The organism is Paractinoplanes hotanensis, assembly GCF_023717965.1.
In the GTDB taxonomy this organism is placed as follows: domain Bacteria; phylum Actinomycetota; class Actinomycetes; order Mycobacteriales; family Micromonosporaceae; genus Actinoplanes; species Actinoplanes polyasparticus.
On the sequence record NZ_JAMQOL010000003.1, the window covers coordinates 201,566 to 227,238 of the forward strand.

The window sequence follows — 25,673 nt, forward strand, 5'->3', positions numbered from 1 at the left end:
GAGGGTCAATACCGGAGGTGCCCATGAAACTGCGCGCCCTGTTGGCCGTCCTCGTCCTCGGTCTCGTCTGGCTCGCGGCGCCCGCCGGTGCGGCCGCCGCGCCCGCCTACAGCTACGGGGAAGCGCTCCAGAAGTCGCTGTTCTTCTACGAAGCACAGGTGTCGGGCAAGAAGCCGGCCTGGAACCGGGTCTCGTGGCGGGGCGACTCGGCGCTGCGCGACGGCTCGGACGTGGGGCTCGACCTGTCCGGCGGCTGGTTCGACGCCGGCGACCACGTCAAGTTCGGGCTGCCGATGGCGTTCACGACGACGATGCTGGCCTGGGGCGCGGTCGAGAACCGGGCCGCGTACGCGGATTCGGGGCAGTTGACCCACCTGCTGAACAACCTGCGGGTGCCCAACGACTACTTCATCAAGGCGCACCCGTCGGCCGGCGTGCTCTACGGACAGGTGGGCAAGGGCGACGACGACCACAAGTGGTGGGGGCCGGCCGAGGTGCTGCCGATGGCGCGTCCGGCGTACAAGATCGACGCCTCGTGCGGCGGAACCGAACTGGCAGCGGAGACGGCAGCCGCGATGGCCGCGAGTTCACTGGTCTTCCGGCCGACCGACCCGGCGTACGCGGAAACGCTTCTGACCCATGCCAAGCAGCTCTACACGTTCGCCGACACCGTGCGGAAGAGCTATCACGAGTGCATCACCGACGCGACGGCCTTCTACCGGTCGTGGAGCGGCTATGCCGACGAGCTGGTGTGGGGCGCGATCTGGCTGCACCGGGCGACGGGCGACGCGACGTATCTGGCCAAGGCCGAGGCGGGCTACGACGCGCAGGGCAACGAGAACCAGACGAACACCAAGATGTACAAGTGGACAATCTCGTGGGACAACAAGCAGTACGGCAACTACGTGCTGCTGGCCCGGCTGACCGGCAAGCAGAAGTACCTGGACGACGCGAACCGGTGGCTCGACTGGTTCACGGTGGGGGTCAACGGCGAGAAGGTACGCACGTCCCCGGGCGGAATGGTCGTCGTGGACACGTGGGGAGCGCTGCGCTACGCGGCCAACACGGCGTTCGTGGCGCTGGTCCACAGCGATGCGCTCACCGACGCGGCCCGGAAGCAGCGGTATCACGACTTCGCGGTCAAGCAGATCGACTACGCGCTGGGAGCGAATCCGCGGAACGCCAGCTACGTGATCGGGTTCGGCAACAATCCGCCGCAGAACCCGCATCATCGGACGGCGCACGGGTCGTGGTGGGACAGCCAGCAGGTGCCGTCGGAGACCCGCCATGTCCTGTATGGAGCGCTGGTGGGCGGCCCGTCGGCGCCGGACGACAAATACACCGACAGCCGGGGCGACTACGTGATGAACGAGGTGGCCACGGACTACAACGCCGGGTTCACGTCGGCGGTGGCGCGGCTGTACGGCGAGTACGGAGGTACCCCGGCCGCGGGCTTCCCGGTGGCGGAGACCCCGGACATCCCCGAACTGTCGGTCGAGACGACGGTGACGCAGAACGAGACGCGGTCGACCGGCATCAAGGCGGTGGTCTACAACAAGTCGGCGTTCCCGGCCCGGGCGCTGACGGCCGGAAAGTTCCGCTACTACTTCACGCGCGACGGGGACGCGGCGCTGACGGTGTCGTCGCCCTACACCCAGGGCTGCCCGGGCCCGACGACGGCCAGGCAGCATTCCGGCGCCATCTGGTACGTCGAGGTCGACTGTACGGGCTACACGATCGCCCCGGCCGGCCAGTCGGCCCACCGCATGGAGGTCCAACTCAAGATCGGCGTCGTCGAGGGCGGCGCCTGGAACCCGGCCAACGACCCGTCCTACCAGGCCGCCGCGGGCCCGAACCCCGCCGTGCCCTTGTACGACGGCGCCACCCGCGTGTGGGGCGTGGAGCCCGGCCCGGCGACCCAGTCCCCCACACCGACGCCCTCCACCTCGCCGTCGCCCACGCCCACCCCGACCCCGACCCCGACCCCGACCCAGCCTGCGGGATGCCGGGTGGCCTACACGACCACCGACTGGAGCAACGGCTTCACCGCGACGGTATCCATCACGAACGGCCCGACCGCGCTCACCGGCTGGACCCTGACGTTCCCCTACACGGCGGGCCAGCGCGTCAGCCAGTCCTGGTCGGCAGCGGTGACCCAGTCCGGCACCCAGGTGACAGCAACCAACGTGTCCTGGAATGGCGGCCTGGCCCCCGGCGCGACAGTCAGTTTCGGCTTCAACGCCACCCACACCGGAGCCAACCCCCGCCCGACGTCCTTCGCCCTCAACGGCGCCGCCTGCACATAGGGCCGCGGGTGCCACGTTCGGGCTCGTGTGACACGGGGGCGGCGGCTTCGGTCGATTTTCGGGGCTGATTGGTTGTCTGGCACCCACGGGACAACCAACCAGAGTCGGGAGTTCAGCATGCGAACCAGAACCATCGTGGGGCTTGCGATCGCGGGTGGCGCCGCCGCTGTGGCAGTGGGACTCGGCGGGAGTGCCCTGGCGGCCGGGCCGGAGCGGGCCGAACCCGCCGTTCAGGTGACAGTCGGCACCGGTGGGGCCGCCACGCCGGGCAGTGACACCGGCTCCGGGTCGGCGACGACGGGCAGTGACACCGGCTCCGGGTCGGCGACGCAGTGGGATTGCCCGGAGAAGGACGGCTCGGCGGGCCCGGGCTCGGGCACCGATTCGCCGGGCGCCGCCGACCAGGCACTCTGATCGTCAGCCGTCGCGGGGTTGCCGGGCACAACAGCCCAGCCCCGCGACGGCCGCTCAGCGGGAACGTGTGGTCAGGACCCGAACAACCGCCACTGCCCCTCGGACACAACCCGCGCCGTGCCATCGACCACGACGACCGCTGAATCATCGTCGATCGCGTACACCGGCCCCGGGATGTGGGATGCCCACTTCTCCGCGTTGGGCAGGGAGGCGTCGGGATGGTCCGGGTGTTCCAGGTGCGGGATCACGCCGAAGTCGACGAGGCCGGCGCCCTCGGCCGTGACCAGCAGCCGGTCGACGTCGCCCTGCGGGGTGGTGAAGACGGTCGCCTCCGACTTCAGGGGGCTGTCGGCTCCGCGCGGGGGTTCGGTGTAGGTCTCGACGAACGTGGCGGCCGCCGCGATGGCTCCGGCGCTCACCCCCACGTACACGGCCTCGGAACTCAGCGTCGGCAGCAGCTCGGTCAGGCCGGAGCGGCGCATCCAGCCGGCCAGGAACAGCGGGTCGCCGCCCCAGAACAGCAGGGCGTCCGCCGCGCGAACGGCCGGCACCCAGGCCTCCTCGTCGATGCTCGGCAGCACCGACAGTTCGAGCAGGCCCAGCGACTTCCAGCCCAGACCGCTGAGCCGGGACGGGGCCGCGTCGCTGACCGCCTGGTAGGCCAGGCCCGGCCCGCCCGGGAACGGATAGATGGCGGTGGGAATGATCAGCGCGTTCGATTCGCCGACCGGCTTGCCCAGCAGGCCGATCAGCGCGTCCTCGATCGTCCGGTTCAGCGTCCCGGACGAGGTGAGCAGTGCCTTCATCGCTCAACGCTCGATTCTGTACGTGATGTGAGTGACCAGGGACGCGCTGCGCGACGAGACCTGCCGCAGCTTCTGGGGCGGGACGCCGTCGAAGAGGCGCTCGCCGGCGCCGACAATCACCGGGGCGATGTGCAGGCGCAGTTCGTCGATGAGGCCGGCCGCCAGGAACTGGTTCATGGTGGTCGCGCCGCCGGCGATCGCGATGGTGCCGTCGTCACTGGCCTCGACCGCGCGCTTGAGGGCCGCCTCGACCCCACCGGTGACGAAGTGGAACGTGGTGCCGCCCTGCATGGGCACGTCTTCGCGCTCGTGGTGGGTCAGGACGAAGACCGGTTTGTGGTACGGAGGGTCTTCGCCCCACCAACCGCGCCATTCGAGGTCCCAGGCGCCGCGGCCGGGGCTGAACATGTTGCGGCCCATGACGAAGGCGTCGGCCGCGGTGATCGCGGTCAGTTCGGCGGCGTTCTCGTCGGGGGTCTCGAACATCCACCTGTGCAGTTCGTCGACCGGACCGTCGCCGAAGGGCCTCTCCAGCCTCTGGTTGACGCCGGTGGCGAAGCCGTCGGCCGAGATGGCGATGTCGGCGGTGATGTACGGCATGGCTACTCCCCTAACCGATTGCTATCTGCAACTGGTTAGCACCGTAGGGGGAACCGATTGTAGGATGCAAGCGGTTCAGGGAGAGGATGTCTGCGCATGGCCGTCGAACACCGCTCAGGGTGCCCGATCAACCTCTCTCTCGAGGTGCTCGGCGACAAGTGGTCGCTGCTCATCATCCGCGACATGATGTTCGGCAACCGGCGTCACTTCCGGGCCCTGCTCACCGAGTCGGAAGAGGGCATCGCCTCCAACATCCTGGCCGATCGGCTGTCCCGGCTCACCGGCCTCGGCATGATCACGTCGGCCCCCGATCCCTCGCACAAGCAGCGCATCCTGCTCAGCCTCACCGAGCCCGCCATCCAGCTGGTCCCCGTGCTGGCCCATCTCGGCTCCTGGGGCCGCCGCCACCTGCCGGTCAGCCGCGAGCTGTCGATCCGGGCCGAACTGCTGGAACGCGGCGGCCAGCCGTTGTGGGACGACTTCATGGATGAGCTGCGCGAGCTGCACCTGGGCATCGCCCGCCCGCCCGGCACCCCGTCCGTGCTGGGACAACTGACGGACGCCTACTTCGCCGAACTGGCCAAGTCCGGCCCCCACGCGGCGTAGCGCCGATTCGGCCGTCTCCGCCGGCCCGAAATCGTAGCGGCACGCTCACCCCACCGTGACCCGCCTCGGCCCTTCTGCGGTCCGGCCGGTACCCGATCGCTGCCGCGACGCCTACATCCGTGCCGGCTCGCCGGCGCTCAGGAAGGTCATGACCTCGGCGTGGAACGCCTCCGGGGCCAGGCTGTGCACACGGTGGCCGACCGGGATCGTGGCCAGCCGGGCCCCGGGGATGGCGGCCGTCATCTCGGCCAGCCGGCGGGGCGGGATGCAGCTGGTCGGGCCGCCGGAGAAGACCAGCGTCGGCTGCCGCAGGCCGCTCAGCCGGGCCCACCACTCGGGGTCGGGCCGCACCAACTGCAGGACGATGGCACTCATGACGGCCAGCGCGCGTCCGGAACGCGTGGGCAGGGCGGAACCGGCGGCGGCCACGAGGCGGAGCAGCCCCCCGCGTCGCGGCGGCGCCGCCAGATCTTCCAGGACCAGGCGGGCGATCAGGTGCGGCGAGTGCAGGGCGGCGGCCAGGGCCGCGTACGCCCCGACGGAATGCCCGATGAGGACGGCATCCCGCAGCTCCAACTGGTTGAGCAGGCCGAGCACGTCGTCGCGCAGGCTGCCGAGCAGATAGTCGGCGGTGCGCTCGCTGCCGGCGTGGCCGCGCAGGTCGATGGCGATGACGCGATGCCCGGTGGCGACCAGCCCGGGCGCCAGCTTGTCCCAGGTGCCGGCGCTGCTGCCGGTGCCGTGCAACAGCACCGCGGGCACGCCGTCCGCATCGCCGCACTCGCGGTAGCCGAGACGGACACCGTTGACCACGACAGTGCCCACCGTCGACCACTCGAACGCCATACCCGTTGTTTACCAGACGTTCGGCGGCCGACCCCGGGAATCCACTCTGTCGTCAATGTCACTGGGCACGGCTGACGGCCGCCGGCCGCCCCACCTCGGAGGCCGCGCCGAGCGGCAGCGCCGCGCAGATCTCGAAGCCGCCGCCCGTGACCGGCCCGGCCGTGAGCGTGCCACCGAGGGCGGCCGCCCGCTCCCGCATCCCGGCGACGCCGTGGCCGCCGCCCCGCACCCGCGCGACAGCCCGCACAGGAGCGGCGTTGCGGACGCGGAGCCGCAGGACGGTCACACTGGCTCCGGATGCCGGCGTCGGACCGGGGCGCCCCGGCGCGCTTCGCACAGCGCACCCGGTTTCCCGGCTTTTTTCCTTCGTCCGAAAGGGTGCGACGCCGTCATCCGGAGCTATGTAGAGAATGCATCATTCTGGACATTTCACACAGCTCCAAAGGTCTTGATCTTGGACGCCGAAGGCTCATCCCGGCCCGGCCCTGCGGCGCGGAACGGGCGGCGGTTCGGCTGAAAACGTGCCGTTGACCGGCGCGCCTCCCGCATTTTTGCTAGGGAGCGCCGGCGAACTCACGGCGCGCGGTGGACGGCGAGCACGCCGGCCAGACCGGTGACCTCCTCGGTGAGGGCGGGCAGGTAGGCCGGATTGCCCAGCTCGACGTCGAAGTAGTACGGCAGCGCGGCCACGGCGTCCTCCGGGATCGGGGCGCCCGCGCAGTAGGTTTCGCGGAAGCCGGCCGAGTCGGGCTGCCAGATCAGTTCGCCCAGGCTGCCCGAGCGGCTGCGGAAGATGGCCGCGTCGATCAGGGCGCGCTCCTGTTCCGTGGCGGCGTTGTTGACGAAGATCTTCACGTGCTTGCTCGTACGGGTCTCGGCCGCGGGCGCCTCGGCCGGCAGACCGGTGGGGCGGCAGTCGGCGGCGCCCCCACTGACGCCGTTCTGCCGCAGCAGGCCGGGCAGGGTGAACGCAAGCGCGACGAGCACCACGGCGGCCACCGCGGTCTTCGGCCACCGGCGTACCTGCGTGGCGCCGAAGCTCAGGGCGGCGCGGACCGGACGGGTCTGGGCGATCGTGACCACCAGGATCAGGCCGGCGATCCAGGCTGACAGCAGGGCGGGTCCGTAGCCGAGGTAGTAGAAGCCGCCCCACCACGGGCTGTCGCCGGGCGACTCCCCACCCGGCCGCAACGTGCTCGGCAGCAGGAAGACGATCGCGACAACCGCGGCGCCGGCGACGAACGGCCGGGCCCGACCGGCGGTGCGAGCGACCCACCAGGTGAGCAGCAGCGCCACCAGACCCCCGGCCACCGCCCCGGCCCAGCTCAGGCCGGTCGACCACGAGGGCGGCACGCGCCACAGATCGAAGGCGGCCGCACCCGGTGAGTCGTAGGACGGGCGTTCCGTCCAGTAGTAGTCGCTGAAGTTGAGGATCAGGCCGGGCCGGGTGGCCCAGAACCCGGCCTGGTACTCGGCGCCGCCGTCGACCATGGGTTCGGGCGCGGACACGGCGAAGTCGTGAATCCGCCAGCCGGCGGCCGCCAACCGGTCGCGGACGCCGGCACTGTAGGTCGCCACGTCGCGGGTGGCCTCGGTGTGCTTGACCCAGTAGGCCACCGAGCCGTACCTCACGCCCTCACCGTCACCGAACGGCTCGATCGCCTCGGCCTCGCCGCCGCCGAAGACCCGCAGGCCCGGGAACGCGGCGGCCGACAGTTGCTCCGCTTCGGTCCCGGACGGCAGGGGCGGCGCGTACTCCAACGCGATCCGCCCGGCGGCGAAGGCGCCCACGTACGCCCCGGCGAGCGAAATGAGGACGGCCAGGATCAGCCCTCGAGCCGAAAACCTCACGCTCCACCTCCGTTGCGGCGACACAGTGCGCGACAGCTTACGAATCCCGCGCCGGCGCTGTCACGCGACCGCCTCGAACTCGCGGCGCGGCCGGGCCAGGATCGCGGCCACGACGATCAGCGCGAACCCGTAGAGCGGCAGCTGCTGGAAGTCGCTCGGCGTGAGGTACCACCCCTCCCCCAGGTCGTACGCCCGCAGCAGGTCGATCGTGGGCCCGAAGGCAAACCCGAAGGGGTGCACCAGCTCACCCGTGCCGAGCGGCTCGGACACGGTCAGGTAGCGCACCAGCGAGGCCACGAACCCGACCGCCGACGGGACGACCAGCAGCAGCCCGGTCGCAGCGAGGGCGGCGCTGCGCCACGGCCGGCGTGCCGCCTGTACCCGGTGGGCCAGGGCCACCCCGGCCAGCCACCCGCCAGCCAGGCCCAGCAGCAGCCCGGTCACGGTCAGCGGAACGTACGAGCCCGGACGCGACGGCCAGCCGGCGAGGTCGACGAGGCTCACCTCGGGATAGATGTGGACGTCGAGCTGCACGCCCTCACCGTGGGCCGGGAAGTGCACGTCGGCGCCGTCCTGCACCGGCCCGGTCCGCCAGCCGTCGGCGGCGAGTCGCTGACGGATCTGCTCGGCGGCCTGCCGGGCGTCGGCTCCCGCGACGAGCGGCCCCTGGGCGTACATGTAATTGCCCGCACCGGAGGCGTGCTCGACCTGCGGCAGCACTCGCTCGCCGAGCGCCTTGACGTCGGGCAGGGCGGCATAGCCGAAGGTGCCGAGCCAGGAGCCGGCCGCGGCGCCGAGCGCGCCCCCGACGAGCAGTGCCAGCACGGCCGCCACGACCGCGAGCGGGCGGCGGGTCGGCGGACGGAACCGCTCGCGCAGCCCGTCGAGCACGAGCCGCGCCCGGTCGGCGGGCGTCGGGCGGCCGCCGGGACCGGCCATCTCGACCATCGTCTCGATGAGTTCGGCCCCGTGCTTGCGGCGGAGCCGGGCCGGGAAAGCCACCAGCAACCGGTTCATGCGGCACCCCCGGCGAGGCTGGGCCGCACAGCCACGGTGGCCCGGGGACGGGGCTGCGCGGCGAGAACGGCCGCGCCCCGGTCGCTGAGCCGGTAGTAGCGGCGGACGCGCCCGCCGACCTCGTCCTCCCGGTCGACGGCGATAAGCCCCTGCTGGTCGAGCCGGTCGAGTGCGCCGAACAGCAGGCCCGGCCGCAGCTTCACCTCCCCACCGGACAGGAGCAGGACGGATTGGACGATCCCGTAACCGTGCAGCGGCTGGGCCGACAGCGCGGTCAGGATGAGGAGGGTCGGTTCGGGCACGGCGACGACAGTACGGCTGACGAGATATAACGTCAACCGTGCTATCGCCGCTCACGGCTCGAAACTTCGGAGTCTTCGAGGAGCCGGACTGCCGCGCCGACGGCCACACCGTGACTACGGCGTCGCCGGCAGGACGAGCCGGAAGCAGGAGCCGTGCCCGACGGCCGTTACCAGTTCGACGTCGCCGCCGTGGGCCCGGGCCAGGGAGCGGGCGATCGAGAGGCCCAGCCCGGCGTTGGCGCCGCCCGCGCGGGTGCGGGACCGGTCCGTACGGTAGAAGCGGTCGAAGACCCGGGCCGCCTGCTCGGCCGTCATGCCGGGGCCGTTGTCGGCCACCTCGAGAACGGCCCGTCCGTCCACTGTGCCCGCGCCGATGCGCACCGCTGTTCCGGCTGGGGTGTGCGCGACGGCGTTGCCGACCAGGTTCGTGACCACCTGGCGCAGGCGGGCCTCGTCGGCGTCGACCGGGGCCGGGCCGGGCGAGCCGTCGCCGCCAGGTCCGGTCAGCTCGACCGGGCGGGACTGGTCGAGGGCGCGCAGGTCGTGCCGGGCGTCAGTGGCCAGCGTACGCAGGTCCATCGGGGCGCGGTCGAGCTGACCCTCGGGCGCGTCGTCAAGCTGGGCCAGCAGTAGCAGGTCCTCGGTGAGCGCGGTCAGCCGGCTGGCCTCGCGCCCGATCCGGCTCAGGGCCGCGTCCACATCGGACCGGTCGGCCAGCGCGCCCATCCGGTGCAGGTCGGTCGACCCCTTGATGACGAACAACGGCGTACGCAGCTCATGGCTCACGTCCGAGACGAAGGTCCGCATCCGCGCCTCCGAGGCGGCCCGGTCGGCGAAGGCCCGTTCGAGCTGCCCCAGCATCGTGTTGAGCGAGTCCGCCAGGTGCCCGATCTCGGTGCCCGGCCCGGCCAGGCCGGGCACGCGCCGAGTCAGGTCACCGGCGGCGATCGCGGCCGCGGTGTGCTCGATGCGGCGCAACGGCCGCAGCCCCCGGCCCAGGGCGAACCAGCCGAGCCCGGTCAGCACCACGAGCAGCACTCCCCCACTGGCCAGGCTGGTCGTACGCAGCTGGGCCACGGTGGCGTCGGCCTCGGCCATCGGCGCCGCCGCGATGACCGTGCCGTTCCAGCCCACTGTCTGTTCGGCGACGGCGCGCCAGCGGTCGGAATCGTCGGCCGCGGGCAGGAAGACGCCCGTCCCATCGGTGGGGATCGTCCGCAACTCAGCCGCCGTGGGCAGGCTCGACCGGTCGAGCCGGGACGAGAGAACGCCCTCGGCAACCGTGCCGTCCGCGTCGAGATACACCAGGTACGGGGCGCCGATCAGGTCGAGGGCGGGGTCGAGCAGGCCGGCGTTGACGGCCGTGCTCGCCGGCCGCGGCCCGTCGGCCGGCAGGCGCGAGATCAGCGAGGTGAGGGAGGTCAGCTGGGTGTCGAGCCGGTCGAGCTGGTAGTGCTCCAGCCGGTCGGAGACGACCGTGCCGACCAGGCCCAGCCCGGCCAGCAGGAGGGCCGCGGTGATCAGCAGCAGGCGCACGCGCAGGCTCACGACCGGGGCTCCCGCAGCACGTAACCGACGCCGTGGACGGTCTGGATCAGCTTGGGCTCCTCGGCGTCGACCTTGCGCCGCAAGTAGGAGATGTACGTGTCGACGATGCTGGCGTCGCCGCCGAAGTCGTAGTGCCACACCCGTTCCAGGATCTGCGCCTTGGTCACGACCCGGCCGGCGTTCTCCATCAGGTAGCGCAGCAGCCGGAACTCGGTCGGCGAGACCCGGACCGGCCGGCCGTGCCGGGTCACCTGGTGCCCCTCGGCGTCGAGCGCGAGCGCGCCGACGCTCAGCACGTCCGCGTGGGATCCGTTGGTGCGGCGCAGGATCGCGTGGATCCGGGCGATCAGCTCCTCGAGGTCGAACGGCTTGGTCACGTAGTCGTCGGCGCCCAGCGACAGCCCGGTCACCTTGTCGGCCTGCCGGTCCCGCGCGGTGAGAAAGAGAACCGGGACGGGGCCGCTGCGTCCTTGCGTGCGTTGCTCCCGCAGCCGCCGGACCACCTCGAAGCCGTCCATGTCGGGCAGCATGACGTCGAGCAGCACCAGGTCGGGCGGCTCGGCCGTGGCGGCGGCGAGGGCCTCGGCCGCGGTGCCGGCCGAGACCACCCGGAAGCCCGCGAACCGCAGGGTCGCCGACAACAGTTCCCGTACGGTGGCCTCGTCGTCCACCACGAGCAGGCGTTCATCGCGAGGCGTCATGGCGCCAGCTTACGAACGCGCTCGCGAGCAGACTGCCCGTCGCCGCCGCGACCACCCCGGCGCCCGCTGCCACCCACGGGTCGACCGCCAGCCGTACGTCGAGCAACGGCACTGTCAGAATGAACGCCTGTGCCGTGAGCCCGGCCGATACCCGCGACAACAATGCCAGGGCAGTCAGCAGCACGCCGCCGGCCAGCGCGACCCAGGCCGCGCGCACCGAAGCCCGTCGCCACGCCCCGCGTCGAGCTCGCGGCGCGACAGCGGTGCTGCCACCTATCGCCCGACGTGTTGACTGACATGTTGACTGCATCAACATGTCAGTCAACTCAACATGTCGAGCTCCCGCCGTGGCCGCGACACCGAAGCCAAGCATCACAACAGCGGACAGAGCAGTCGCAACACCAAGGTCACCATCGATCAGCGCCGCAGGCGGGCCCCCGCCCGGCAGTCCGGCGCCAGCGCTCAGGACGCAGGAGAGCATGCCGTCGGTATGCACCGCCCACGGCAGCCCGCCCAGCACTACAAAGGGCAGGCCCAGCACACCGACGCCGGCGGCCGCAGGACCGCCGATCACCCACGCGGCAACCAGGCACAGGACCGTGAGCCCGACGACCGGCCACCGCAGACCCCTCAGCCCACCCGCGACGGCCGGGACCCGCGCGGCAAGCCAACAAAGCGCGACAACAACGACCGCCCCCACCGCCGCACCCCACACCGCCGGGCCGACGCCGACCACAAACCCGGCATCGAGCGCGGTCCCGCCGGGCACCCCACCACCGGCAAGGCCGCCCAGCAGACCGCCACCGCCGGAACCACCGAACAAACCGAACAACCGGCCCTCTCCGAGACCGCCGGGCAGTCCGCCACCACCGAGACCACCTGGCAACCCGCCGCCGCCGAGGCCGCCGGGCAGACCGCCACCACCGAGACCACCTGGCAACCCGCCACCACCGAGACCACCGGGCAGACCGCCACCACCGAGACCACCCATTAGGCCACCAGGCAATCCGCTACCGCCGGGACAGGCCGGTGCCCCCGAGGCCGCCGACGCGCTGCCGGTCGGCAGAGTCAACGTTCCCCGCGCCGCAGCAGCGACCACGCCGACGCCCGCGGTGAAGACCGCCGACGCCGATGCGCCACGCACAAGCAGCCCGCTGCAACCGCGACGCAGCACCAGCGTCCCCAGCACCACCGCGCCGATCACGCTGACGCCCAGCGGCATCAGGTCGACCCGGCCGTGCACAGCGATCGGCAGTCCGCCCGACGGCGTCGCGGCGAGCTGAGCCGGTGCGCCCGCCGCCATCGCGACAATCGCCGCTGTCAGCCGTTCGAGCCGCCCCACCTGCCCGCCGTCGAGCAAGAGCAGGGCGGCAACCGCACTTCCGGCCATCGCCAGCACGGCCGCGACGCCCGTCAACGCGCCCTCGACCACATTCCCCGCGCTGGACAGACGCCCCCAGCCGAACCGATTCCTCGGTTTCGCCCCAACCCTCGGCGCCGCCGGACCGCTCGGCGCCGCCGGATCGCTCGGCGCCGCCGGATCGCTCGGCGCCGCCGGATCGCTCGGCGCCGCTGGACCGCTCGGCGCCGCCCGACCGCTCGGTAACGCCCGACCGCCCTGTTCTGCCCGATCGCCCCGTGACGCCACACGCCGCCACGCCATCGACAGTCGCTCAACCATCGACATCACTCGGCTGACGACAGTCGAGGAGAAACCGGACCCTGCGCCACCGCCCATAACCGCAGCGACACTGAAAGCTGCTGAGTGACCAAGAACCGCTCCGTCATCGGAAGTAGCCCCGCTACCGACAGTCGAGAAGTCATCAGATGTCACGACGGCGGAAGGCTACGAACGCGGCGACCAGCACGGCGGCCACGCCCACGCACATACCGCCCAGGTTGAGCCAGGGGTGCGGGAAGTCCGGATCGGGGACGGTCGACAGAGCGGCCGACCCGCCCAGCGTCGGCCAGAAGTTGAAGAGGCCCTCGAGCCACGACGGGAAGATCCCCGCCACCGCCGGCACCAGGAAGACGATGCCGACCAGAGTGGCCAGCGCACCCGCGGTGGCCCGCATGATGACGCCGAGCCCGATAGCCAGCAGCGCGATCGCGCCGAGATAGAGCCCGCCGGCCACGACCGCCGAGAGCACCCCGGGATCGCCGAGTTCGGCGGTCGGCACCCCCTGCCGGGCCATCAACGGCTGGCCGATGAGGAACGATCCGAACATCAGGATTTCGCCGGCGACCACCGCGATCACCGTCGCCAGCGCCACCTTGGCCGCCAGCACGCGGGTCCGGCGCGGCATGGCGGTCAGCGTCGTGCCCATCAGGCCGGTCGCGTACTCCGAGGTGACAACGAGAATGCCGAGCACCCCGACGATCAGCTGAGCGACGATGTACGCGGTGAGGCTGCGGCCGGTCGGGTCCCAGGCCAGCCGGTCCGCCTCGGTGGCGGTCTCCCACGCCTGGCCCGCCGAGTTGGAGGACAGCGCTGTGATGCCGAGCCCGACCGCGAACAGGCAGGCGAGCGTGTACCAGGTCGACCGCAGACTGCGCAGCTTGATCCACTCAGCGTGCAACGTCCGGCCGAAGCCGACCCGGCTCGCGGTAACAGTCGTGCTCATGCCGCCACCCCCTGGAACGAAACGGACAGGTTGCGGCCCAAGCCGGCCTGCCCTGCGGTAACGGTCGCGGTCATGCCGCCACCCCCTGGAACTCGACGCTGTCGCGGGTCAGTTCCATGAACGCGTCCTCGAGCGAGACCCGCTGCGGCGTCAGTTCGCTGAGCGCGACCCCGTGGTAGGCCGCCAGCTTCCCGATGTCGGCCGCGCTCATCCCGGACACCACGAGCGAGGATTCGACCCCTTCCCGCACCGCCGCCCCGGCCGCTACGAGCTGGGGCGCGAAGGCTTCGGGCGCCCGCACGAGCACGGTGCCTTCACCACTCGTACGCGTCAATTCGCTCACCGCCGTGTCGGCGATCAGCCGGCCGCGCCCGATGACGATCAGGTGGTCGGCCGTCTGCGCCATCTCGCTCATCAGGTGGCTGGAGACCAGCACCGCGCGGCCCTCGGCGGCCAGCGAGCGCATCAGATCGCGTACCCACCGGATGCCTTCCGGGTCGAGCCCGTTGACCGGCTCGTCGAAGATCAGCACCCGGGGGTCGCCGAGCAGCGTGGCCGCGATGCCGAGCCGCTGGCGCATGCCGAGCGAGAAGCCCCCGGCTCGCCGGCGCGCCACCCCTTCGAGCCCGGTGCGGGCCAGCACCTCGCCCACCCGCCGCCTCGGCAGCCCGTTGCTGACCGCCAGCGCGAGCAGGTGGTCGTAGGCCGTACGCCCGCCGTGCACCGCCCCGGCGTCGAGCAGCGCCCCCACCTCGGCCAGCGGCACCGGCAGGTCCCGGTACCGGCGCCCGCCGATCGTCACCGACCCCCGGTCCGGCACGGCCAACCCGATGATCATGCGCATGGTGGTCGACTTGCCGGCCCCGTTCGGCCCCAGGAAGCCGGTCACCTGCCCGGCCTCGACGGTGAAGGACAGGTCGTCCACCACCGTCTCCGGCCCGTACCGCTTGGTCAGTCCCCGTACGTCAATCGTGCTCATGCGGCCGATGCTGGCCGCGGTCGCTGGCCGCTTCCGCAGAGCTTCTTAAAGAACTCTGTGAGGCGTGCGTGGTCCAGGCTCTGCCGACCGCCCAGCACACAGAAAACTGTGTGACGTCAGCGCCTACGACCGGCTATCGGGGGTCCCGCACGGCCAGGGCGATGATCAACGCTGTGGTCCATTCCGGGTCGGTCAGGCGATCGCCGTACAGCTCGCGCAGCCGGGTCATCCGGTAGCGGACGGTCTGCGGGTGGACGAACAGCTCGGCTGCCACCTCCTCGCGGCGGCCCTGGTGGCGCAGCCAGCTGCGTAGCGTCTCGACCAGCTTGGCGGCCGACTCCTCGGGGGCGTCCGACAGCGGCGCCAGCACCCGGGCCCGCAGGTCGGCCAAGGCCGGCGCGTCGGCGGTCAGCACCAGCGCGGCCAGGTGGTCCTCGGTGTCGACGACGGTGCGCACGGTGACCCCGGGCATCCGCAAGGTGCGTACGGCCCGGTCGTACGAGGCCTTGACCAGCAGCCACGGCCGAGCCGGCCCGACCACGGCGGGCTGGCCGCGCAGCAGACCGAGCAGGGCCTCCCGCGAGGCGTCGGGCACCAGCAGCACGGCGAAATCGGGTGCGCCCGGGCCGGCCTCGTACAGCTCGAGCGTGCGGCGGTCCAGCAGGTCCACGACCGTACGGGCGGTGTGTTCGGGGACGAGCACGGCGGTCAGGGTGCGCGGGGGCGACCAGTCGGCGCGGCGGGCGGCCGCCACGATCGTGTGCTCGGGTTCGCCCGCGAGCAGCGCCTGGGTCAGCTGCTCCAGGTGGCGCAGGCGGGCCCGGCCGGAGGAGGCCAGCTCGTCGGCGTGCCCGGCCACACTGGCTGCCGAGAGCTGGTCGATGTAGGCGAAGACCAGCTCGGCGAAGTGCGCGATGGTGGCGGCGGGCTGACCGGTGCTGAGGCTGATCGAGGCGAGCTCGTGCCACGAGACGCGCGCCCCGACCCGGTACGCCGCCAGCAGCGCGTCGAGGCTGCGGCCGTTGCGCGCCTCGCCGCGGCCCAGGGCGTACGCGCCCTCGAGCGCCGGCCCGAGCGGAGACTGCGGATCGGGGCCGGCCGCACGCGAGACCAGCTGGAGGAAGGTGCCCAGCGCGGCCATGACGGCGCGCTCGATCTTCGGGCCCAGCTCGCCGGCGAACGGGTCGGCGTACGCGGGCACCTCGGCCGTGATGGCATCGATGGTCTGCAATGCGACGTATTGCAGCCTTTTCCGCAGGGGCGCGACCACCTCGGGCGAGAGCCGAAAGTTTCTTACATCGGGCAGGGGCTCCGTCACACCGAATTCTCCCGTTTAGACGCCGCGTCTTGTACCCCGTGAACAAATAATACGGTCACTTTCACTTCGGTTGGTCAGGAATCTACTCCGACGACGTAGGACTCTTGTTACGTGGCTGTTATACGCAACCTTCGGTCCGGCGCCTGGCGTGTCGTCGAGCTGATCACGACGCCGGTGGTGCCTACCGACTACCTCGACGTGATCGCTCCGCTGCGCAATGCCCAGGTGCTCCGCGCCAAGATCGACGCGGTCCGCCCGGAGACGGAGAACAGCGTCACGCTGGTGCTCCGCCCGGGTCGCGGCTGGCGTACGCACCGGCCCGGCCAGTACGTGCGTGTCGGCGTGGACGTCGACGGCGTCCGGCTGTGGCGCTCGTACTCCGTGACCAGTCCGCCCTCCCGCCGCGACGGCCGATTCACCGTCACCGTCAACGCGGTGCCCGACGGCGTGGTCAGCACCCACCTGGTCCGCAAGGCCCGGCGCGGCATGATCGTGCACCTCGACGTGCCGACGGGCGAATTCCTGCTGTGCGAGCCGCGGCCGGCCAAGGCCCTGTTCGTCACCGCGGGCAGCGGCATCACTCCGGTCATGGGCATGCTCCGCAGCGCGCTGCACGAGCTGTCCGACGTCGTCGTCGTGCACTCGGCGGGCACCCGCGAGGCCGTCGTCTTCGGCGACGAGCTGCGCGCCCTGGCCGCCGCGGGCCGGATCCGGCTGATCGAGCGGCACACCCGGGCCGACGGCCGGCTCAAACCGGCCGACCTCGACGAGCTGGTGCCCGACCTGTTCGAGCGGAAGACCTGGGCCTGCGGCCCCAACGACATGCTCGACGACCTCGAGACGCACTGGGCCGACGCCGAGGCCGCCGACCGGCTGAGCACCGAGCGTTTCCGGCCCACGCTGATCAACAGCGGCGGGGGCGGCACGGTCACGTTCACCGGCTCGGGCACGGTCGTCGAGACCGACGGCTCCGAGCCGCTGCTCGACTCCGGTGAGGCGGCCGGCGTGCTCATGCCGTCCGGCTGCCGGATGGGCATCTGCTTCAGCTGCGTGCTGCCGCTGCGGGAGGGCGCCGTGCGCGACCTGCGCGACGGCCAGCTCACCGTCGCCGAACCGGGCGACAACATCCCCGTACAGACCTGCATCTCGGCCGCCGCCGGCCCCTGCACGATCGACGCGTAAAGAGGAACCTGCATGACCACGATCCAGCGCAAGAAGTCCAGCCCGATCGCCCACCTGACGCCCCAGGACATCGAGCAGATCGGCATCGAGCTCGACGCCATCCGCGACGAAGTCATGGGCAGCCGGGGCGAGAAGGACGCCGCGTACATCCGGCGGGTGATCGCGTGGCAGCGCGGGCTCGAACTCGGCAGCCGCGGGGTGCTGCTGTTCTCGATCTTCCCGCCGGCCTGGCTGGTCGGCACGGCCGGCCTGTCGGTGGCCAAGATCCTCGAGAACATGGAGATCGGCCACAACATCCTGCACGGCCAGTGGGACTGGATGCGCGACCCGAAGATCCACTCGACGAAGTGGGAGTGGGACCACGCCTCCCCCGCCGAGCAGTGGAAGCACTCGCACAACGAGCTGCACCACACGTACACGAACGTGATCGGCCGCGACAACGACCTCGGCTACGGCATCATGCGCGTCGACGAGGACCAGAAGTGGCACCCGATGCACCTGGGTCAGCCGTTCTACAACTTCGTCAACGCCCTGCTCTTCGAGTACGGCATCGCCGCGTACGACCTGGAACTGGGCAAGAACCTGAAGACCAAGGAGCGTCGCCGGGACCCGAAGTTCCGCGCCGCCCTCAAGGCCGTCCGCCGCAAGATCGGCAAGCAGGTGCTCAAGGACTACATCGTGCACCCGGCGCTGTCCGGCCCGTCGTTCCTCCACACGATCGCGGCCAACGCGACGGCCAACGTGATCCGCAACCTGTGGAGCCACTCGGTCATCATGTGCGGCCACTTCCCGAACGGCGTCGAGACGTTCGAGAAGACCTCCATCGAGGGCGAGACGCGCGGCGAGTGGTACCTGCGCCAGATGCTCGGGTCGGCCAACATCAGCGGCAGCCCGGCCATGCACCTGATGACCGGCAACCTGTCCCACCAGATCGAGCACCACCTGTTCCCGGACATGCCGAGCAACCGCTACAAGGAGATCGCGCCCAAGATCCAAGACCTTTTCCAGCGGTACGGGCTCTCGTACACCAGCGGCCCGCTGCCGAAACAGGTCGCGTCGGCCTGGTACAAGGTCTTCCGCCTCTCGCTGCCCAACCGGGGCGAGGCCGCCGTCCGCCGCCCGGTGGAGAAGAAGGCCCCCGCCGTCTCGACCCGCTGGCGCCGCGCTCAGCCTCAGGCGCCCGCGTCGGCCCACCTGGGGTCGGCCGGTCTGGGTACGCCGACGCCGGTGGCCCTCAGCGCCGAGTAGGCCCGCGTCACCTCGTCCGGCACGTCGACCCGGGCGATGAACCCGCGCCCCGACGGCCCGTACCCCTGCGGGCCGTCGGTGAGCCGCGGGATCTCCCCCATGAGCAGCGACAGATACCGCTCCGGGGCCCACATCCCGGCCGGCGCGTCGTCGTAGCGGAGTTCGTCGTCGACGTGGGTCCGGTGAGCGGCGAAGTTGACGACGCGGGTTCCCGGGGCCAGCAACCGGAACCCGGCGTCCATGCGCCGCTGCATGGACGCGTCCTGAATGATCAGGATCCGCTCGTGCGGCACGGCCCGCAGCAGGTCCAAGGCTTCCCGTACGTTGCTGCCGCAGTTGGTCGACTCGTGCCCCAGCAGGTCGATGCTCAGGTCGTACCGCTCCCGCAGATACCGCGCGAAGAGCGACGCCTCGCTCAGCCCGTCGACGTCCGGCCACCCCATCTGCCGGCGCATGGCCGCCCGCAGCGCATCGGTGGAGTGCCCCTGCCCACCCACGATCATCGCCCGCGGCGCCGCCCCGTCCGCCAGCGCCCGCGCGAAGACATCCCCACCGGCCAGGATGCTGCCCCCGAAGAGCACGGCGACATCGGCCACCCCGGCGCGCGCAACCTCGACATCGCGCAACGCACAGAAATCCACCAGCGTGTTCACGTGCCCCGCCAGGTATTCGGTCGCCCCGGCAGCCGGGCCCCGGTACAAAGACGTCATGGTCAGCAAGTATCCCCGGACGCCCCACCTGGCCGGCTCACGCCTGCAGCCGGGCGACGAGGACCTCGCAGACCTCGTTCGCCGCGCTGGCGGGCCGGCGCCTGGTCGTCGAGGAGAAGCTGGACGGCGCCAACGCGGCCATCAGCTTCACCGGCGAGGGTGAGCTGCGCCTGCAATCCCGGGCGCACTACCTGGCCGGCGGTCCCCGTGAGCGTCAGTTCTCGCCGTTCAAGTCGTGGGCGAACCTGGTCGCGCCGATCCTCCGGCCGGTTCTCGGGGCGCGGTTCGTCCTCTACGGCGAATGGTTGTACGCCAAGCACACCGTCTTCTACGACGCGCTGCCCCACTACTTCTGCGAATTCGACATTCTCGACCGGGAGACAGGCGCGTTCCTGGACACCCCGGCCCGGCACGCGATGCTGGCGGGCACGCCCGTGGTCAGCGTTCCCGTGCTGCGCACCGGAACCTTCGCCACCGTCGGGGAGCTGACCGGTCTGGTCGCGGCGTCGACCGTACGGACCCCGGCCTGGCGCGACGCGCTGCGCGAGGCGGCGGCCAAAGCGGGTGCCGACCCGGACCGGGCCGTCGCCGAGACCGACACCGCGGACGACATGGAGGGCCTGTACGTCAAGGACGAGGCCGACGGACGCGTGGCCGGTCGCTACAAATGGGTACGGGCCGGGTTCTCGCAGGCCATCCTGGACTCGGGCTCGCACTGGGCGGACCGGCCGATCGTGCCCAACGGGCTCGCGGACCCGGCGGTGATGTATGCGATCTGACTGGAACATCTTCGCCGACCTGTGCCCGGCCGCTCCGTCCTGGACCGTGCCGTGGTCCCGGATCGAGCAGGAGTTCGACTGGATCCGGCGCCTGCGTGACGTGCCGCAGGACGCGGTGCATCACGGCGAGGGCGACGTGGCCACCCACACCCGGATGGCGGCCGAGGCCTTGGCCGCGCAGCCCGCCTGGCGCGAGTTGCCACCGGCCGAGCGGGTACGGCTGTTCGCAGCGGTGCTGCTGCACGACGTGGCCAAACCGGACTGCACCCGCACCGATGACGACGGCCGGATCACCGCGTACGGCCACTCGCGGCGCGGCGACCTGGCCGTACGCCGGATCCTGTGGGAGCTGGACGCCCCGCGCCCGTGGCGCGAGCACGTGGCCGCGCTGGTCCGCCACCACCAGGTGCCGTTCTGGGCCCTGGAACGGCCGGACCTGGAACAGATCGTGCTGCGGGTGAGCCTGCTGGCCCGCAACCGCGACCTGGCCATGCTCGCCGACGCCGACATCACCGGCCGGATCTGCGGCGACCGGGACGAGGTGCTCGAGAACATCGGCCTGTTCCGCGAGTACTGCGCCGACCTCGGCGTGCTCGACGAGCCGTGGCCGTTCCCCTCCGACCACGCCCGCTTCCAGTACTTCCGCACCGAGGGCCGCGATCCGCGCTACGCCGCCTACGACGACACGCGCCTCACCATGACCGTCCTCTCCGGCCTGCCCGGCGCCGGCAAGGACACCTGGGCCGCGGCCCACGCCGGCACCCAACCGGTGATCAGCCTGGACGCGATCCGGACCCGCCTCGGCATCAAGCCGACCGACGGCCAGCGCGCGGTAGCCGCAGCCGCCCACGAAGAGGCCCGCGAACACCTGCGAGCCCGGCGCGACTTCATCTGGAACGCCACCAACATCTCGCGGCAGCACCGCGATCTGTGCATCAACCTGGCCGCGGCCTACCACGCCCGGGTGCAGATCGTGGCGCTGGAAGTCGCACCGGCCACCCTGCGACGCCAGAACACCATCCGCCCGGCGCCGGTGCCGGAGGCGGTCATCGATCGCCTGATCGGCAAATGGGAGTCCCCGGACCTGACCGAGGCCCACACCCTCCGACTGTCGTGACCCGTCGGCGGCCGGCTTCAGCCAAGGCATGGGATCACGTCGGCTGGGTGGCGCTCGGTGACTCCTCCCGGTCGGCGCCCAGGACGAGGATTCCTACGGCGATTGCCGCTGCCGCCGCGGCCGCGATGGCGCAGGCGGGAATGACCCAAGCCGCCGCACCGTCGAGGTGCGCGCCGGGCCGTAGCGCCGCATGCAGGGTGTAGACCGGCCCGTTGTCGGTGAGATGCTCGCCGAGCATGACGGCGTTGACCACGATGGCCCATACCGGGGGCACGGCGACGGTCAAGGCCACGCCGGTGAATGCCGCGGCCAGCCGTCCGGCGCCGGACGACAGGGACCGGATCCGGTAGGCGAGCGCGGCGGTCAGCAGCCATCCGGTCAGCGCGCCGAGCAGTCCGCCGGCGAGGGTCAGCGGCAGGTAGGCGGCACCGCGTGCGGCGAACAATGTGCCGCTGACGCCGCCGGCCCAGGCGCCGCCGGACTTGTTGGCGAGGTAGTCGGTCGCGGTGCCGCGCAGGACGAGGCCGTCGCGCTCAGCGGTCAGGGTCGCGGTGGGTGACTCGAACGTGCAGGTTTCGCCGGCGTCCACGTTCTTGCTGCAGGTGATCAACGCTCGGCTCGGGTGAACCGTGAACTCGGTGATGGTCCAGCCGGCCGCGGTGAGACCGGTGCGGGCGTCTTCGACGGTCCAGTTCGGCTGCTGCGCCCCCGGTGACACGCTGAAGCTCAAGGAATCGGCTCGGCCCGGCTCACCGGCCCGGTACACGAAGCTCGCCATGGGGTCGGTGACTGTGGCGTTCACCAGTTTCCGCGCATCGGGCTGGGACGGCAGGCCGGCGGACGTGCTCTCGCCGAGCCGGCTGCCGGCCGCGGCACCGAACATGCCCAGCACCATGGTCACCAGCACCGCGCCGATCACCGTGGACGGACGGCCCGACGGGAGCCGGAACCGTTGGCGTATCCCGCTACGGATCAGATGCCATGCCTCGCCGGCGGATGGCCGGGAGCGGGCCGGATCAGCCATCTCCAGCATCGTGGTGATCATCTCGGTGCCGTGCAGCCGTCGGTAGCGTCCCGAGTAGGCCAGCAGCAGACGACGGTAGTGGCGTACCAGCCGCTCGTCGGCGGCCGGCCAGTCTCCGGCGCTCACGCCGCGCCGCCCGCGGGTGCGACGAGACGGGAGAGGCCCGGGACGATGCCGGGCCGACGGCGCAGCTGCTCCCGAGCCGCATCCGCGTGGCGCTGGAGCCGATCGATCTCAGTGCCGAGTGCGGTGGCGCCGGCCGCGGTGAGCCGGTAATAGCGGCGCAAGCGCCCCTCCACCGACTCCTCGTGGTCCACCTCGATGAGACCCTGCTCGGTGAGCCGCTCGAGCGCGCCGTAGAGGGTGCCCGGCCGCAACTTCACCTCGCCGGCGGAGAGGTCGGTCACCACTTGCACGATTCCGTAACCGTGGCGGGGTTGTTCCGCAAGTCCGGCGAGAATGAGAAACGTCGGCGTCTGCATGACGAGTGACCGTACGTCAGCCGATATGTAACGTCAACCGATGCATCGGCGGCCGGGCTGTCCCGATCCGGCCCACCGGCACGACAGACAGCGGCCACCGGTGCGGGTCGCACCGATGGCCGCCGAACTCACTTCGGTATTGCGGTCAGATCATGGGCCAGGGGTAGGCGACGACGTTGCGCGGAGTGGTGTTGCCCGCCGGGTTGGGGACGGAGCCACCGGTGTCGTTGACGACGTTGGCGATGGTGCCGACGTCGCCGAGGGAGACGGTCAGGACACTGCGGAGCCGGACGCCGGAGCGGTTGGGCACCTCGAAGGCCCGGTCCACGCGGACGCTGGGGTTCACGTTGAAGTAGGCGTACGAGCCGCCGCCCCAGAGTTCGTGGTCGGTGACGCTGTCGGCCACCTTGTAGGCGGCGTAGCCGTTGCCGCGGGGCCCGATCCAGGCTGCCTGGTTCGGTACGTCGTACGGCTTCTCGTTCTGGAAGAAGATCGTCTTGCCGCGGTTGCCGTTCCAGATCACTTCGTACTTCTGGTAGTGCTCGACGAACAGGCCGGTGGCGAGGACGTCGTCGCCGTTCACGACGAGGCCGGTGTCGCCGGTGTTGACCGTCCAGCCGGTGGGCGCGCCGCCGTGGTCGGCCCGCCAGGCCCACATGTGGTCGATGATCGTGTCGTCGCTGTGCACGGCGAGGGTGGTGGTGGCCTTGCCCTGGACGCTGCTGCCGATGCGGAAGAAGACGTCCTGCAGGCTGATCGGGTTGGCGGCGTGGTCGGTGTGGACGCCGGCCCGGCCGACGCTCATCAGCGTCGGGCTGTTGGTCGTGCCGGCATCGAAGGTCAAGCCACTGACCTTGACGCCGTCGACGTCGGCGACGTTCAGGGCCTCGACCCCGCCCGTCGGGATCAGGGTCGGGAACCCGATGCCGGTGACCACGGTGTTGGCCCGGGTGACCCGGATGGTCTCGTTGACCGAGTACGTGCCGGGGGTGAAGAACAGATTCAGGCCCTGCGCCAGGGCGGAGTTGATCCGGGCGGCGCTGTCGCCGGGCTTGGCGACGTAGAACTCGCGCATCGGGATCGACGTGCCGGCGGTGTTCGGCCAGTTGGCGCCGGCGGAATTGCGTCGCAGGGCGGGCACGAAGACGCGGTACTTGCCGGTGCTGTCGACGTACAGGTACGGCTTCTCCCGGGTGACCGGGGTGGTGGCCAGGGTGGTGTGGGGCGGGTTCGGGAACGCGTTGGCCGGGGCGCCCTGGACGCCCGAGTAGACCATGTTCCAGACGCCGCCGTCCCAGCGCGCGATCCGGCTGTCACGGGTGTACCACTGCTGCTGGGAGCCGGAGGACACGACGCCGTCGACCACGGAGTCGGCCAGGTAGCCGCCGCTGGAGTAGCCCTGCCCGTTGTCCTGGTTCGACGGCGCCAGGGTCAGGTTGCCCTTGATGTGCACCCGGCGCATCGGCGCGGCCTGGGAGACGGCCCACCGGTTGGTCCCGCCCTCGGGCACGATCGACAGGTTCTCCATGCTGCGCCAGAAGTTCTGGGTCGCGTTGCTCTCGTCGCCGTAGTTCCACCCGGAGTCGACGTTGACCGCGCCGTTGATCGTCACGTCGTCGGGGTTGAGGCCGAGACCGGCCACGGTGGTGTAGAAGCCGATGTTGGCCCACACCCGCCCGTACGAGCCGGGCTTGAAGAGGAACACGTGGCGCTGGCTTCCGAACTGCGCGGTCGGGCTGCGCAGCTGCGCGTTGAACGCCGAGTCCACGGCGGACTGGATGGTCGACGCCGGCGTCGACGGCTCGAAGATCCGCACGTTGGGGCCCAGGTCCGGGGTGTCGGAGGTCGGCAGGGCCGGGCCGGTCGGGGTCGGCGTGGGAGTCGTAGGCCCGGAGCCGTTGGCGAAGACCTGGAACTCCCAGAGCGAGTAGCCGTACGGAGTGGCCCGCGTGGTGCCGTTCATCCGCACGTACCGGCCGCTGCCGGTGGCGTTCAGGGTCTGCACGCCGGCCTGACCCGCCGTGACCGGCGTGATGTTCGTCCAGGAGGTGCCGTTGGCCGAGGTCTGGATGGTGAACGCCGAGGCGTACGCGGCCTCCCAGTTCAGCACGATCTGGCTGATCGCCTGGGTGCTGCCGAGGTCGACCTGCAACCACTGCGGATCGGCGAAGGCGCTGGACCAGCGGGTCCCGGCGTTACCGTCGACCGCAGCGGACGCGCTGAAGGCGGCGCTCTCGACGGACGACGCGGTGGCCGGCTTGCCCTGCGACACCGGGAGTTCCGCGGCGCTGGCATTGGTGGCGACCGAGGCGACAGTGATGCCGAGAGCTGTGGCGAGGACCGCGCTCAGCGCGACCAGTCCGTGGCGTCGGCGTGTCTGCGGCGGTGGAGATGTCAGTGTCGGGGATGTCATGTGCCTGCCTTTGTCGGGCGGTTGCCGCGCGTCCGTTGGGGACGGACGCACAGCGAAACGGGGATGACCGTGCAGCGCTGAGGAAGCGCTTTCTCGGCGATTGTTACTTCGCCGTAACGGCGAGTCAAGAACTCGGCAACAACTGGTCGGCAAGCGTGCCCTTCTGTGCCGTCGCCCGTCATAACCACGTGCTCAACCAAAAGGCAAATAGGAGAAAGCGCTTCCCGGAAAAGTGTTATCCGGCGCATTAAGTCTGGTTTGGAGTGACCCGGGCGAACCTGACAGCGGTCGATGACCGGCGGGCCCGCGCCTGCTGTCCGTGGTGAGATGGACCGGTGTCCGACTATCCCGAACTGATGCACACCGCGCTCGACGCCACCGACGTCCGCGGGCTGGCCGAGTTCTACCGCGAGCTGCTGGGCGCCGAGTACCGGCCGGGCGACGAGACTCCCGAGGACGGCGAGGACTGGCTCGTGCTGGTCGACGAGCACGGGCGCCGGGTGCTCGCGTTCCAGCGCGTACCGGTGCTCGACCGGCCGACCTGGCCCAGCCACGACGTGCCCAAGCAGATGCACCTCGACTTCCGGGTGCCGACGGCCGGCGAACTGGAACGGCACCGCCGCCGGGCGGAGGAGCTGGGCGCGACCCTCCTGTACGACCGCACCGACGACAAGGGTGAGCCGCTGTACGTCCTGGCCGACCCGGCGGGCCACCCCTTCTGCCTCCTTGTGGGCTGAACAATGCTCAACCGGTTCCGGGTCTGACACCGGCCCGGCCGTTGATGTCGGTGCCCCCGGGTA

The 25,673-nt window shown here is 71.2% G+C and carries 25 protein-coding genes; 8 read left to right on the plus strand and 17 right to left on the minus strand.

The genetic code is table 11. The features are described 5' to 3' along the window. Nucleotides 1-23 precede the first annotated feature (23 nt). Together LXN57_RS02770 and LXN57_RS02775 are read left to right on the plus strand one after the other, a co-directional pair. Nucleotides 24-2,306 (plus strand): glycoside hydrolase family 9 protein, encoded by a 2,283-nt coding sequence (locus tag LXN57_RS02770; RefSeq protein WP_251796389.1) that lies wholly within the window; start codon nt 24-26, stop codon nt 2,304-2,306. Nucleotides 2,307-2,423: 117 nt separating this feature from the next. After that, nucleotides 2,424-2,720 carry a hypothetical protein gene (locus tag LXN57_RS02775; RefSeq protein ID WP_251796390.1) on the plus strand — a complete coding sequence of 99 codons (297 nt, stop codon included), beginning with the start codon at nt 2,424-2,426 and terminating at the stop codon, nt 2,718-2,720. A 71-nt stretch (nt 2,721-2,791) separates the two neighbouring features. Here LXN57_RS02775 and LXN57_RS02780 read toward each other — a convergent pair whose 3' ends face one another. Next, nucleotides 2,792-3,526 carry a Type 1 glutamine amidotransferase-like domain-containing protein gene (locus LXN57_RS02780; RefSeq protein ID WP_251796391.1) on the minus strand — a complete coding sequence of 245 codons (735 nt, stop codon included), beginning with the start codon at nt 3,524-3,526 and terminating at the stop codon, nt 2,792-2,794. Between the two features lie 3 nt (nt 3,527-3,529). After that, nucleotides 3,530-4,126, minus strand: a complete 597-nt coding sequence (locus tag LXN57_RS02785; RefSeq protein WP_251796392.1) for a dihydrofolate reductase family protein — start codon at nt 4,124-4,126, stop codon at nt 3,530-3,532. Between the two features lie 96 nt (nt 4,127-4,222). Here LXN57_RS02785 and LXN57_RS02790 point away from each other — a divergent pair, with 96 nt between their 5' ends. Continuing rightward, nucleotides 4,223-4,732 carry a winged helix-turn-helix transcriptional regulator gene (locus LXN57_RS02790; protein WP_251796393.1) on the plus strand — a complete coding sequence of 170 codons (510 nt, stop codon included), beginning with the start codon at nt 4,223-4,225 and terminating at the stop codon, nt 4,730-4,732. A gap of 111 nt (nt 4,733-4,843) precedes the next feature. Here LXN57_RS02790 and LXN57_RS02795 read toward each other — a convergent pair whose 3' ends face one another. The 11 genes from LXN57_RS02795 to LXN57_RS02845 form a co-directional block, all read right to left on the minus strand. Beyond that, nucleotides 4,844-5,578, minus strand: a complete 735-nt coding sequence (locus LXN57_RS02795; RefSeq protein ID WP_251796394.1) for an alpha/beta fold hydrolase — start codon at nt 5,576-5,578, stop codon at nt 4,844-4,846. 58 nt (nt 5,579-5,636) lie between these two features. Beyond that, nucleotides 5,637-5,864 (minus strand): ATP-binding protein, encoded by a 228-nt coding sequence (locus tag LXN57_RS02800; RefSeq protein WP_251796395.1) that lies wholly within the window; start codon nt 5,862-5,864, stop codon nt 5,637-5,639. A 287-nt stretch (nt 5,865-6,151) separates the two neighbouring features. Next, a complete protein-coding gene (locus LXN57_RS02805) occupies nt 6,152-7,429 on the minus strand; it encodes a hypothetical protein (protein ID WP_251796396.1) in 1,278 nt (425 codons plus the stop codon). 60 nt (nt 7,430-7,489) lie between these two features. Continuing rightward, nucleotides 7,490-8,446: a hypothetical protein gene (locus LXN57_RS02810; RefSeq protein WP_251796397.1), complete on the minus strand. Its 957-nt coding sequence runs from the start codon at nt 8,444-8,446 to the stop codon at nt 7,490-7,492. Beyond that, the gene (locus tag LXN57_RS02815; RefSeq protein ID WP_251796398.1) at nt 8,443-8,748 is read right to left on the minus strand and encodes a PadR family transcriptional regulator; all 306 of its coding nucleotides are present in this window, start codon (nt 8,746-8,748) and stop codon (nt 8,443-8,445) included. The genes LXN57_RS02810 and LXN57_RS02815 overlap by 4 nt, the downstream gene beginning before the upstream one ends. Before the next feature lie 114 nt (nt 8,749-8,862). Next, nucleotides 8,863-10,296: a sensor histidine kinase gene (locus tag LXN57_RS02820; RefSeq protein ID WP_251796399.1), complete on the minus strand. Its 1,434-nt coding sequence runs from the start codon at nt 10,294-10,296 to the stop codon at nt 8,863-8,865. Further along, nucleotides 10,293-10,997, minus strand: coding sequence for a response regulator transcription factor (locus tag LXN57_RS02825; RefSeq protein WP_221375147.1), 705 nt, complete (start codon nt 10,995-10,997; stop codon nt 10,293-10,295). Before LXN57_RS02825 ends, LXN57_RS02820 begins: the two co-directional genes overlap by 4 nt. Next, the gene (locus LXN57_RS02830) at nt 10,981-12,429 is read right to left on the minus strand and encodes a hypothetical protein (protein WP_251796400.1); all 1,449 of its coding nucleotides are present in this window, start codon (nt 12,427-12,429) and stop codon (nt 10,981-10,983) included. Before LXN57_RS02830 ends, LXN57_RS02825 begins: the two co-directional genes overlap by 17 nt. Nucleotides 12,430-12,820: 391 nt before the next feature. Continuing rightward, nucleotides 12,821-13,621 carry an ABC transporter permease gene (locus LXN57_RS02835; protein WP_251796401.1) on the minus strand — a complete coding sequence of 267 codons (801 nt, stop codon included), beginning with the start codon at nt 13,619-13,621 and terminating at the stop codon, nt 12,821-12,823. 70 nt (nt 13,622-13,691) lie between these two features. Further along, complete coding sequence (locus tag LXN57_RS02840; protein WP_251796402.1) at nt 13,692-14,600, minus strand: ABC transporter ATP-binding protein; 909 nt, start codon at nt 14,598-14,600, stop codon at nt 13,692-13,694. A gap of 133 nt (nt 14,601-14,733) precedes the next feature. Beyond that, entirely contained in the window at nt 14,734-15,918 is a 1,185-nt protein-coding gene (locus LXN57_RS02845) for a PucR family transcriptional regulator (protein ID WP_251796403.1), read from the minus strand. Nucleotides 15,919-16,029: 111 nt separating this feature from the next. Here LXN57_RS02845 and LXN57_RS02850 point away from each other — a divergent pair, with 111 nt between their 5' ends. Next, complete coding sequence (locus tag LXN57_RS02850; protein WP_251796404.1) at nt 16,030-17,100, plus strand: ferredoxin reductase; 1,071 nt, start codon at nt 16,030-16,032, stop codon at nt 17,098-17,100. Between the two features lie 12 nt (nt 17,101-17,112). Then, nucleotides 17,113-18,348: a fatty acid desaturase family protein gene (locus LXN57_RS02855; RefSeq protein WP_251796405.1), complete on the plus strand. Its 1,236-nt coding sequence runs from the start codon at nt 17,113-17,115 to the stop codon at nt 18,346-18,348. Here LXN57_RS02855 and LXN57_RS02860 read toward each other — a convergent pair. After that, a complete protein-coding gene (locus tag LXN57_RS02860) occupies nt 18,273-19,058 on the minus strand; it encodes a YdcF family protein (RefSeq protein WP_251796406.1) in 786 nt (261 codons plus the stop codon). The genes LXN57_RS02855 and LXN57_RS02860 overlap by 76 nt on opposite strands. Before the next feature lie 140 nt (nt 19,059-19,198). On the opposite strand from LXN57_RS02860, the gene LXN57_RS02865 reads away from it, so the two are divergent. Continuing rightward, a complete protein-coding gene (locus LXN57_RS02865) occupies nt 19,199-19,837 on the plus strand; it encodes an RNA ligase family protein (RefSeq protein WP_251796553.1) in 639 nt (212 codons plus the stop codon). Beyond that, nucleotides 19,827-20,954 carry an AAA family ATPase gene (locus LXN57_RS02870; protein ID WP_251796407.1) on the plus strand — a complete coding sequence of 376 codons (1,128 nt, stop codon included), beginning with the start codon at nt 19,827-19,829 and terminating at the stop codon, nt 20,952-20,954. The genes LXN57_RS02865 and LXN57_RS02870 overlap by 11 nt, the downstream gene beginning before the upstream one ends. A gap of 34 nt (nt 20,955-20,988) precedes the next feature. Here the strand turns inward: LXN57_RS02870 and LXN57_RS02875 are convergent, their stop codons facing one another. The 3 genes from LXN57_RS02875 to LXN57_RS02885 all read right to left on the minus strand — a co-directional run bounded on the left by LXN57_RS02875 (nt 20,989) and on the right by LXN57_RS02885 (nt 24,873). Beyond that, a complete protein-coding gene (locus LXN57_RS02875) occupies nt 20,989-22,104 on the minus strand; it encodes a hypothetical protein (RefSeq protein WP_251796408.1) in 1,116 nt (371 codons plus the stop codon). Next, the gene (locus tag LXN57_RS02880) at nt 22,101-22,460 is read right to left on the minus strand and encodes a PadR family transcriptional regulator (RefSeq protein WP_251796409.1); all 360 of its coding nucleotides are present in this window, start codon (nt 22,458-22,460) and stop codon (nt 22,101-22,103) included. The genes LXN57_RS02875 and LXN57_RS02880 overlap by 4 nt, the downstream gene beginning before the upstream one ends. Nucleotides 22,461-22,605: 145 nt before the next feature. Then, entirely contained in the window at nt 22,606-24,873 is a 2,268-nt protein-coding gene (locus tag LXN57_RS02885) for a discoidin domain-containing protein (RefSeq protein ID WP_251796410.1), read from the minus strand. Between the two features lie 335 nt (nt 24,874-25,208). On the opposite strand from LXN57_RS02885, the gene LXN57_RS02890 reads away from it, so the two are divergent. Beyond that, nucleotides 25,209-25,610, plus strand: a complete 402-nt coding sequence (locus LXN57_RS02890) for a VOC family protein (protein WP_251796411.1) — start codon at nt 25,209-25,211, stop codon at nt 25,608-25,610. Nucleotides 25,611-25,673 lie beyond the last annotated feature (63 nt).

Bases quoted from the DNA above. Each gene is read 5' to 3' on its own strand.
- LXN57_RS02840 (WP_251796402.1), bottom strand. From the start codon at position 14,600: ATGAGCACGATTGACGTACGGGGACTGACCAAGCGGTACGGGCCGGAG.
- LXN57_RS02770 (WP_251796389.1), top strand. From the start codon at position 24: ATGAAACTGCGCGCCCTGTTGGCCGTCCTCGTCCTCGGTCTCGTCTGG.
- LXN57_RS02785 (WP_251796392.1), bottom strand. From the start codon at position 4,126: ATGCCGTACATCACCGCCGACATCGCCATCTCGGCCGACGGCTTCGCC.
- LXN57_RS02870 (WP_251796407.1), top strand. From the start codon at position 19,827: ATGCGATCTGACTGGAACATCTTCGCCGACCTGTGCCCGGCCGCTCCG.
- LXN57_RS02855 (WP_251796405.1), top strand. From the start codon at position 17,113: ATGACCACGATCCAGCGCAAGAAGTCCAGCCCGATCGCCCACCTGACG.
- LXN57_RS02825 (WP_221375147.1), bottom strand. From the start codon at position 10,997: ATGACGCCTCGCGATGAACGCCTGCTCGTGGTGGACGACGAGGCCACC.
- LXN57_RS02880 (WP_251796409.1), bottom strand. From the start codon at position 22,460: ATGCAGACGCCGACGTTTCTCATTCTCGCCGGACTTGCGGAACAACCC.
- LXN57_RS02790 (WP_251796393.1), top strand. From the start codon at position 4,223: ATGGCCGTCGAACACCGCTCAGGGTGCCCGATCAACCTCTCTCTCGAG.
- LXN57_RS02810 (WP_251796397.1), bottom strand. From the start codon at position 8,446: ATGAACCGGTTGCTGGTGGCTTTCCCGGCCCGGCTCCGCCGCAAGCAC.
- LXN57_RS02775 (WP_251796390.1), top strand. From the start codon at position 2,424: ATGCGAACCAGAACCATCGTGGGGCTTGCGATCGCGGGTGGCGCCGCC.
- LXN57_RS02860 (WP_251796406.1), bottom strand. From the start codon at position 19,058: ATGACGTCTTTGTACCGGGGCCCGGCTGCCGGGGCGACCGAATACCTG.
- LXN57_RS02780 (WP_251796391.1), bottom strand. From the start codon at position 3,526: ATGAAGGCACTGCTCACCTCGTCCGGGACGCTGAACCGGACGATCGAG.
- LXN57_RS02835 (WP_251796401.1), bottom strand. From the start codon at position 13,621: ATGAGCACGACTGTTACCGCGAGCCGGGTCGGCTTCGGCCGGACGTTG.
- LXN57_RS02885 (WP_251796410.1), bottom strand. From the start codon at position 24,873: ATGACATCCCCGACACTGACATCTCCACCGCCGCAGACACGCCGACGC.
- LXN57_RS02795 (WP_251796394.1), bottom strand. From the start codon at position 5,578: ATGGCGTTCGAGTGGTCGACGGTGGGCACTGTCGTGGTCAACGGTGTC.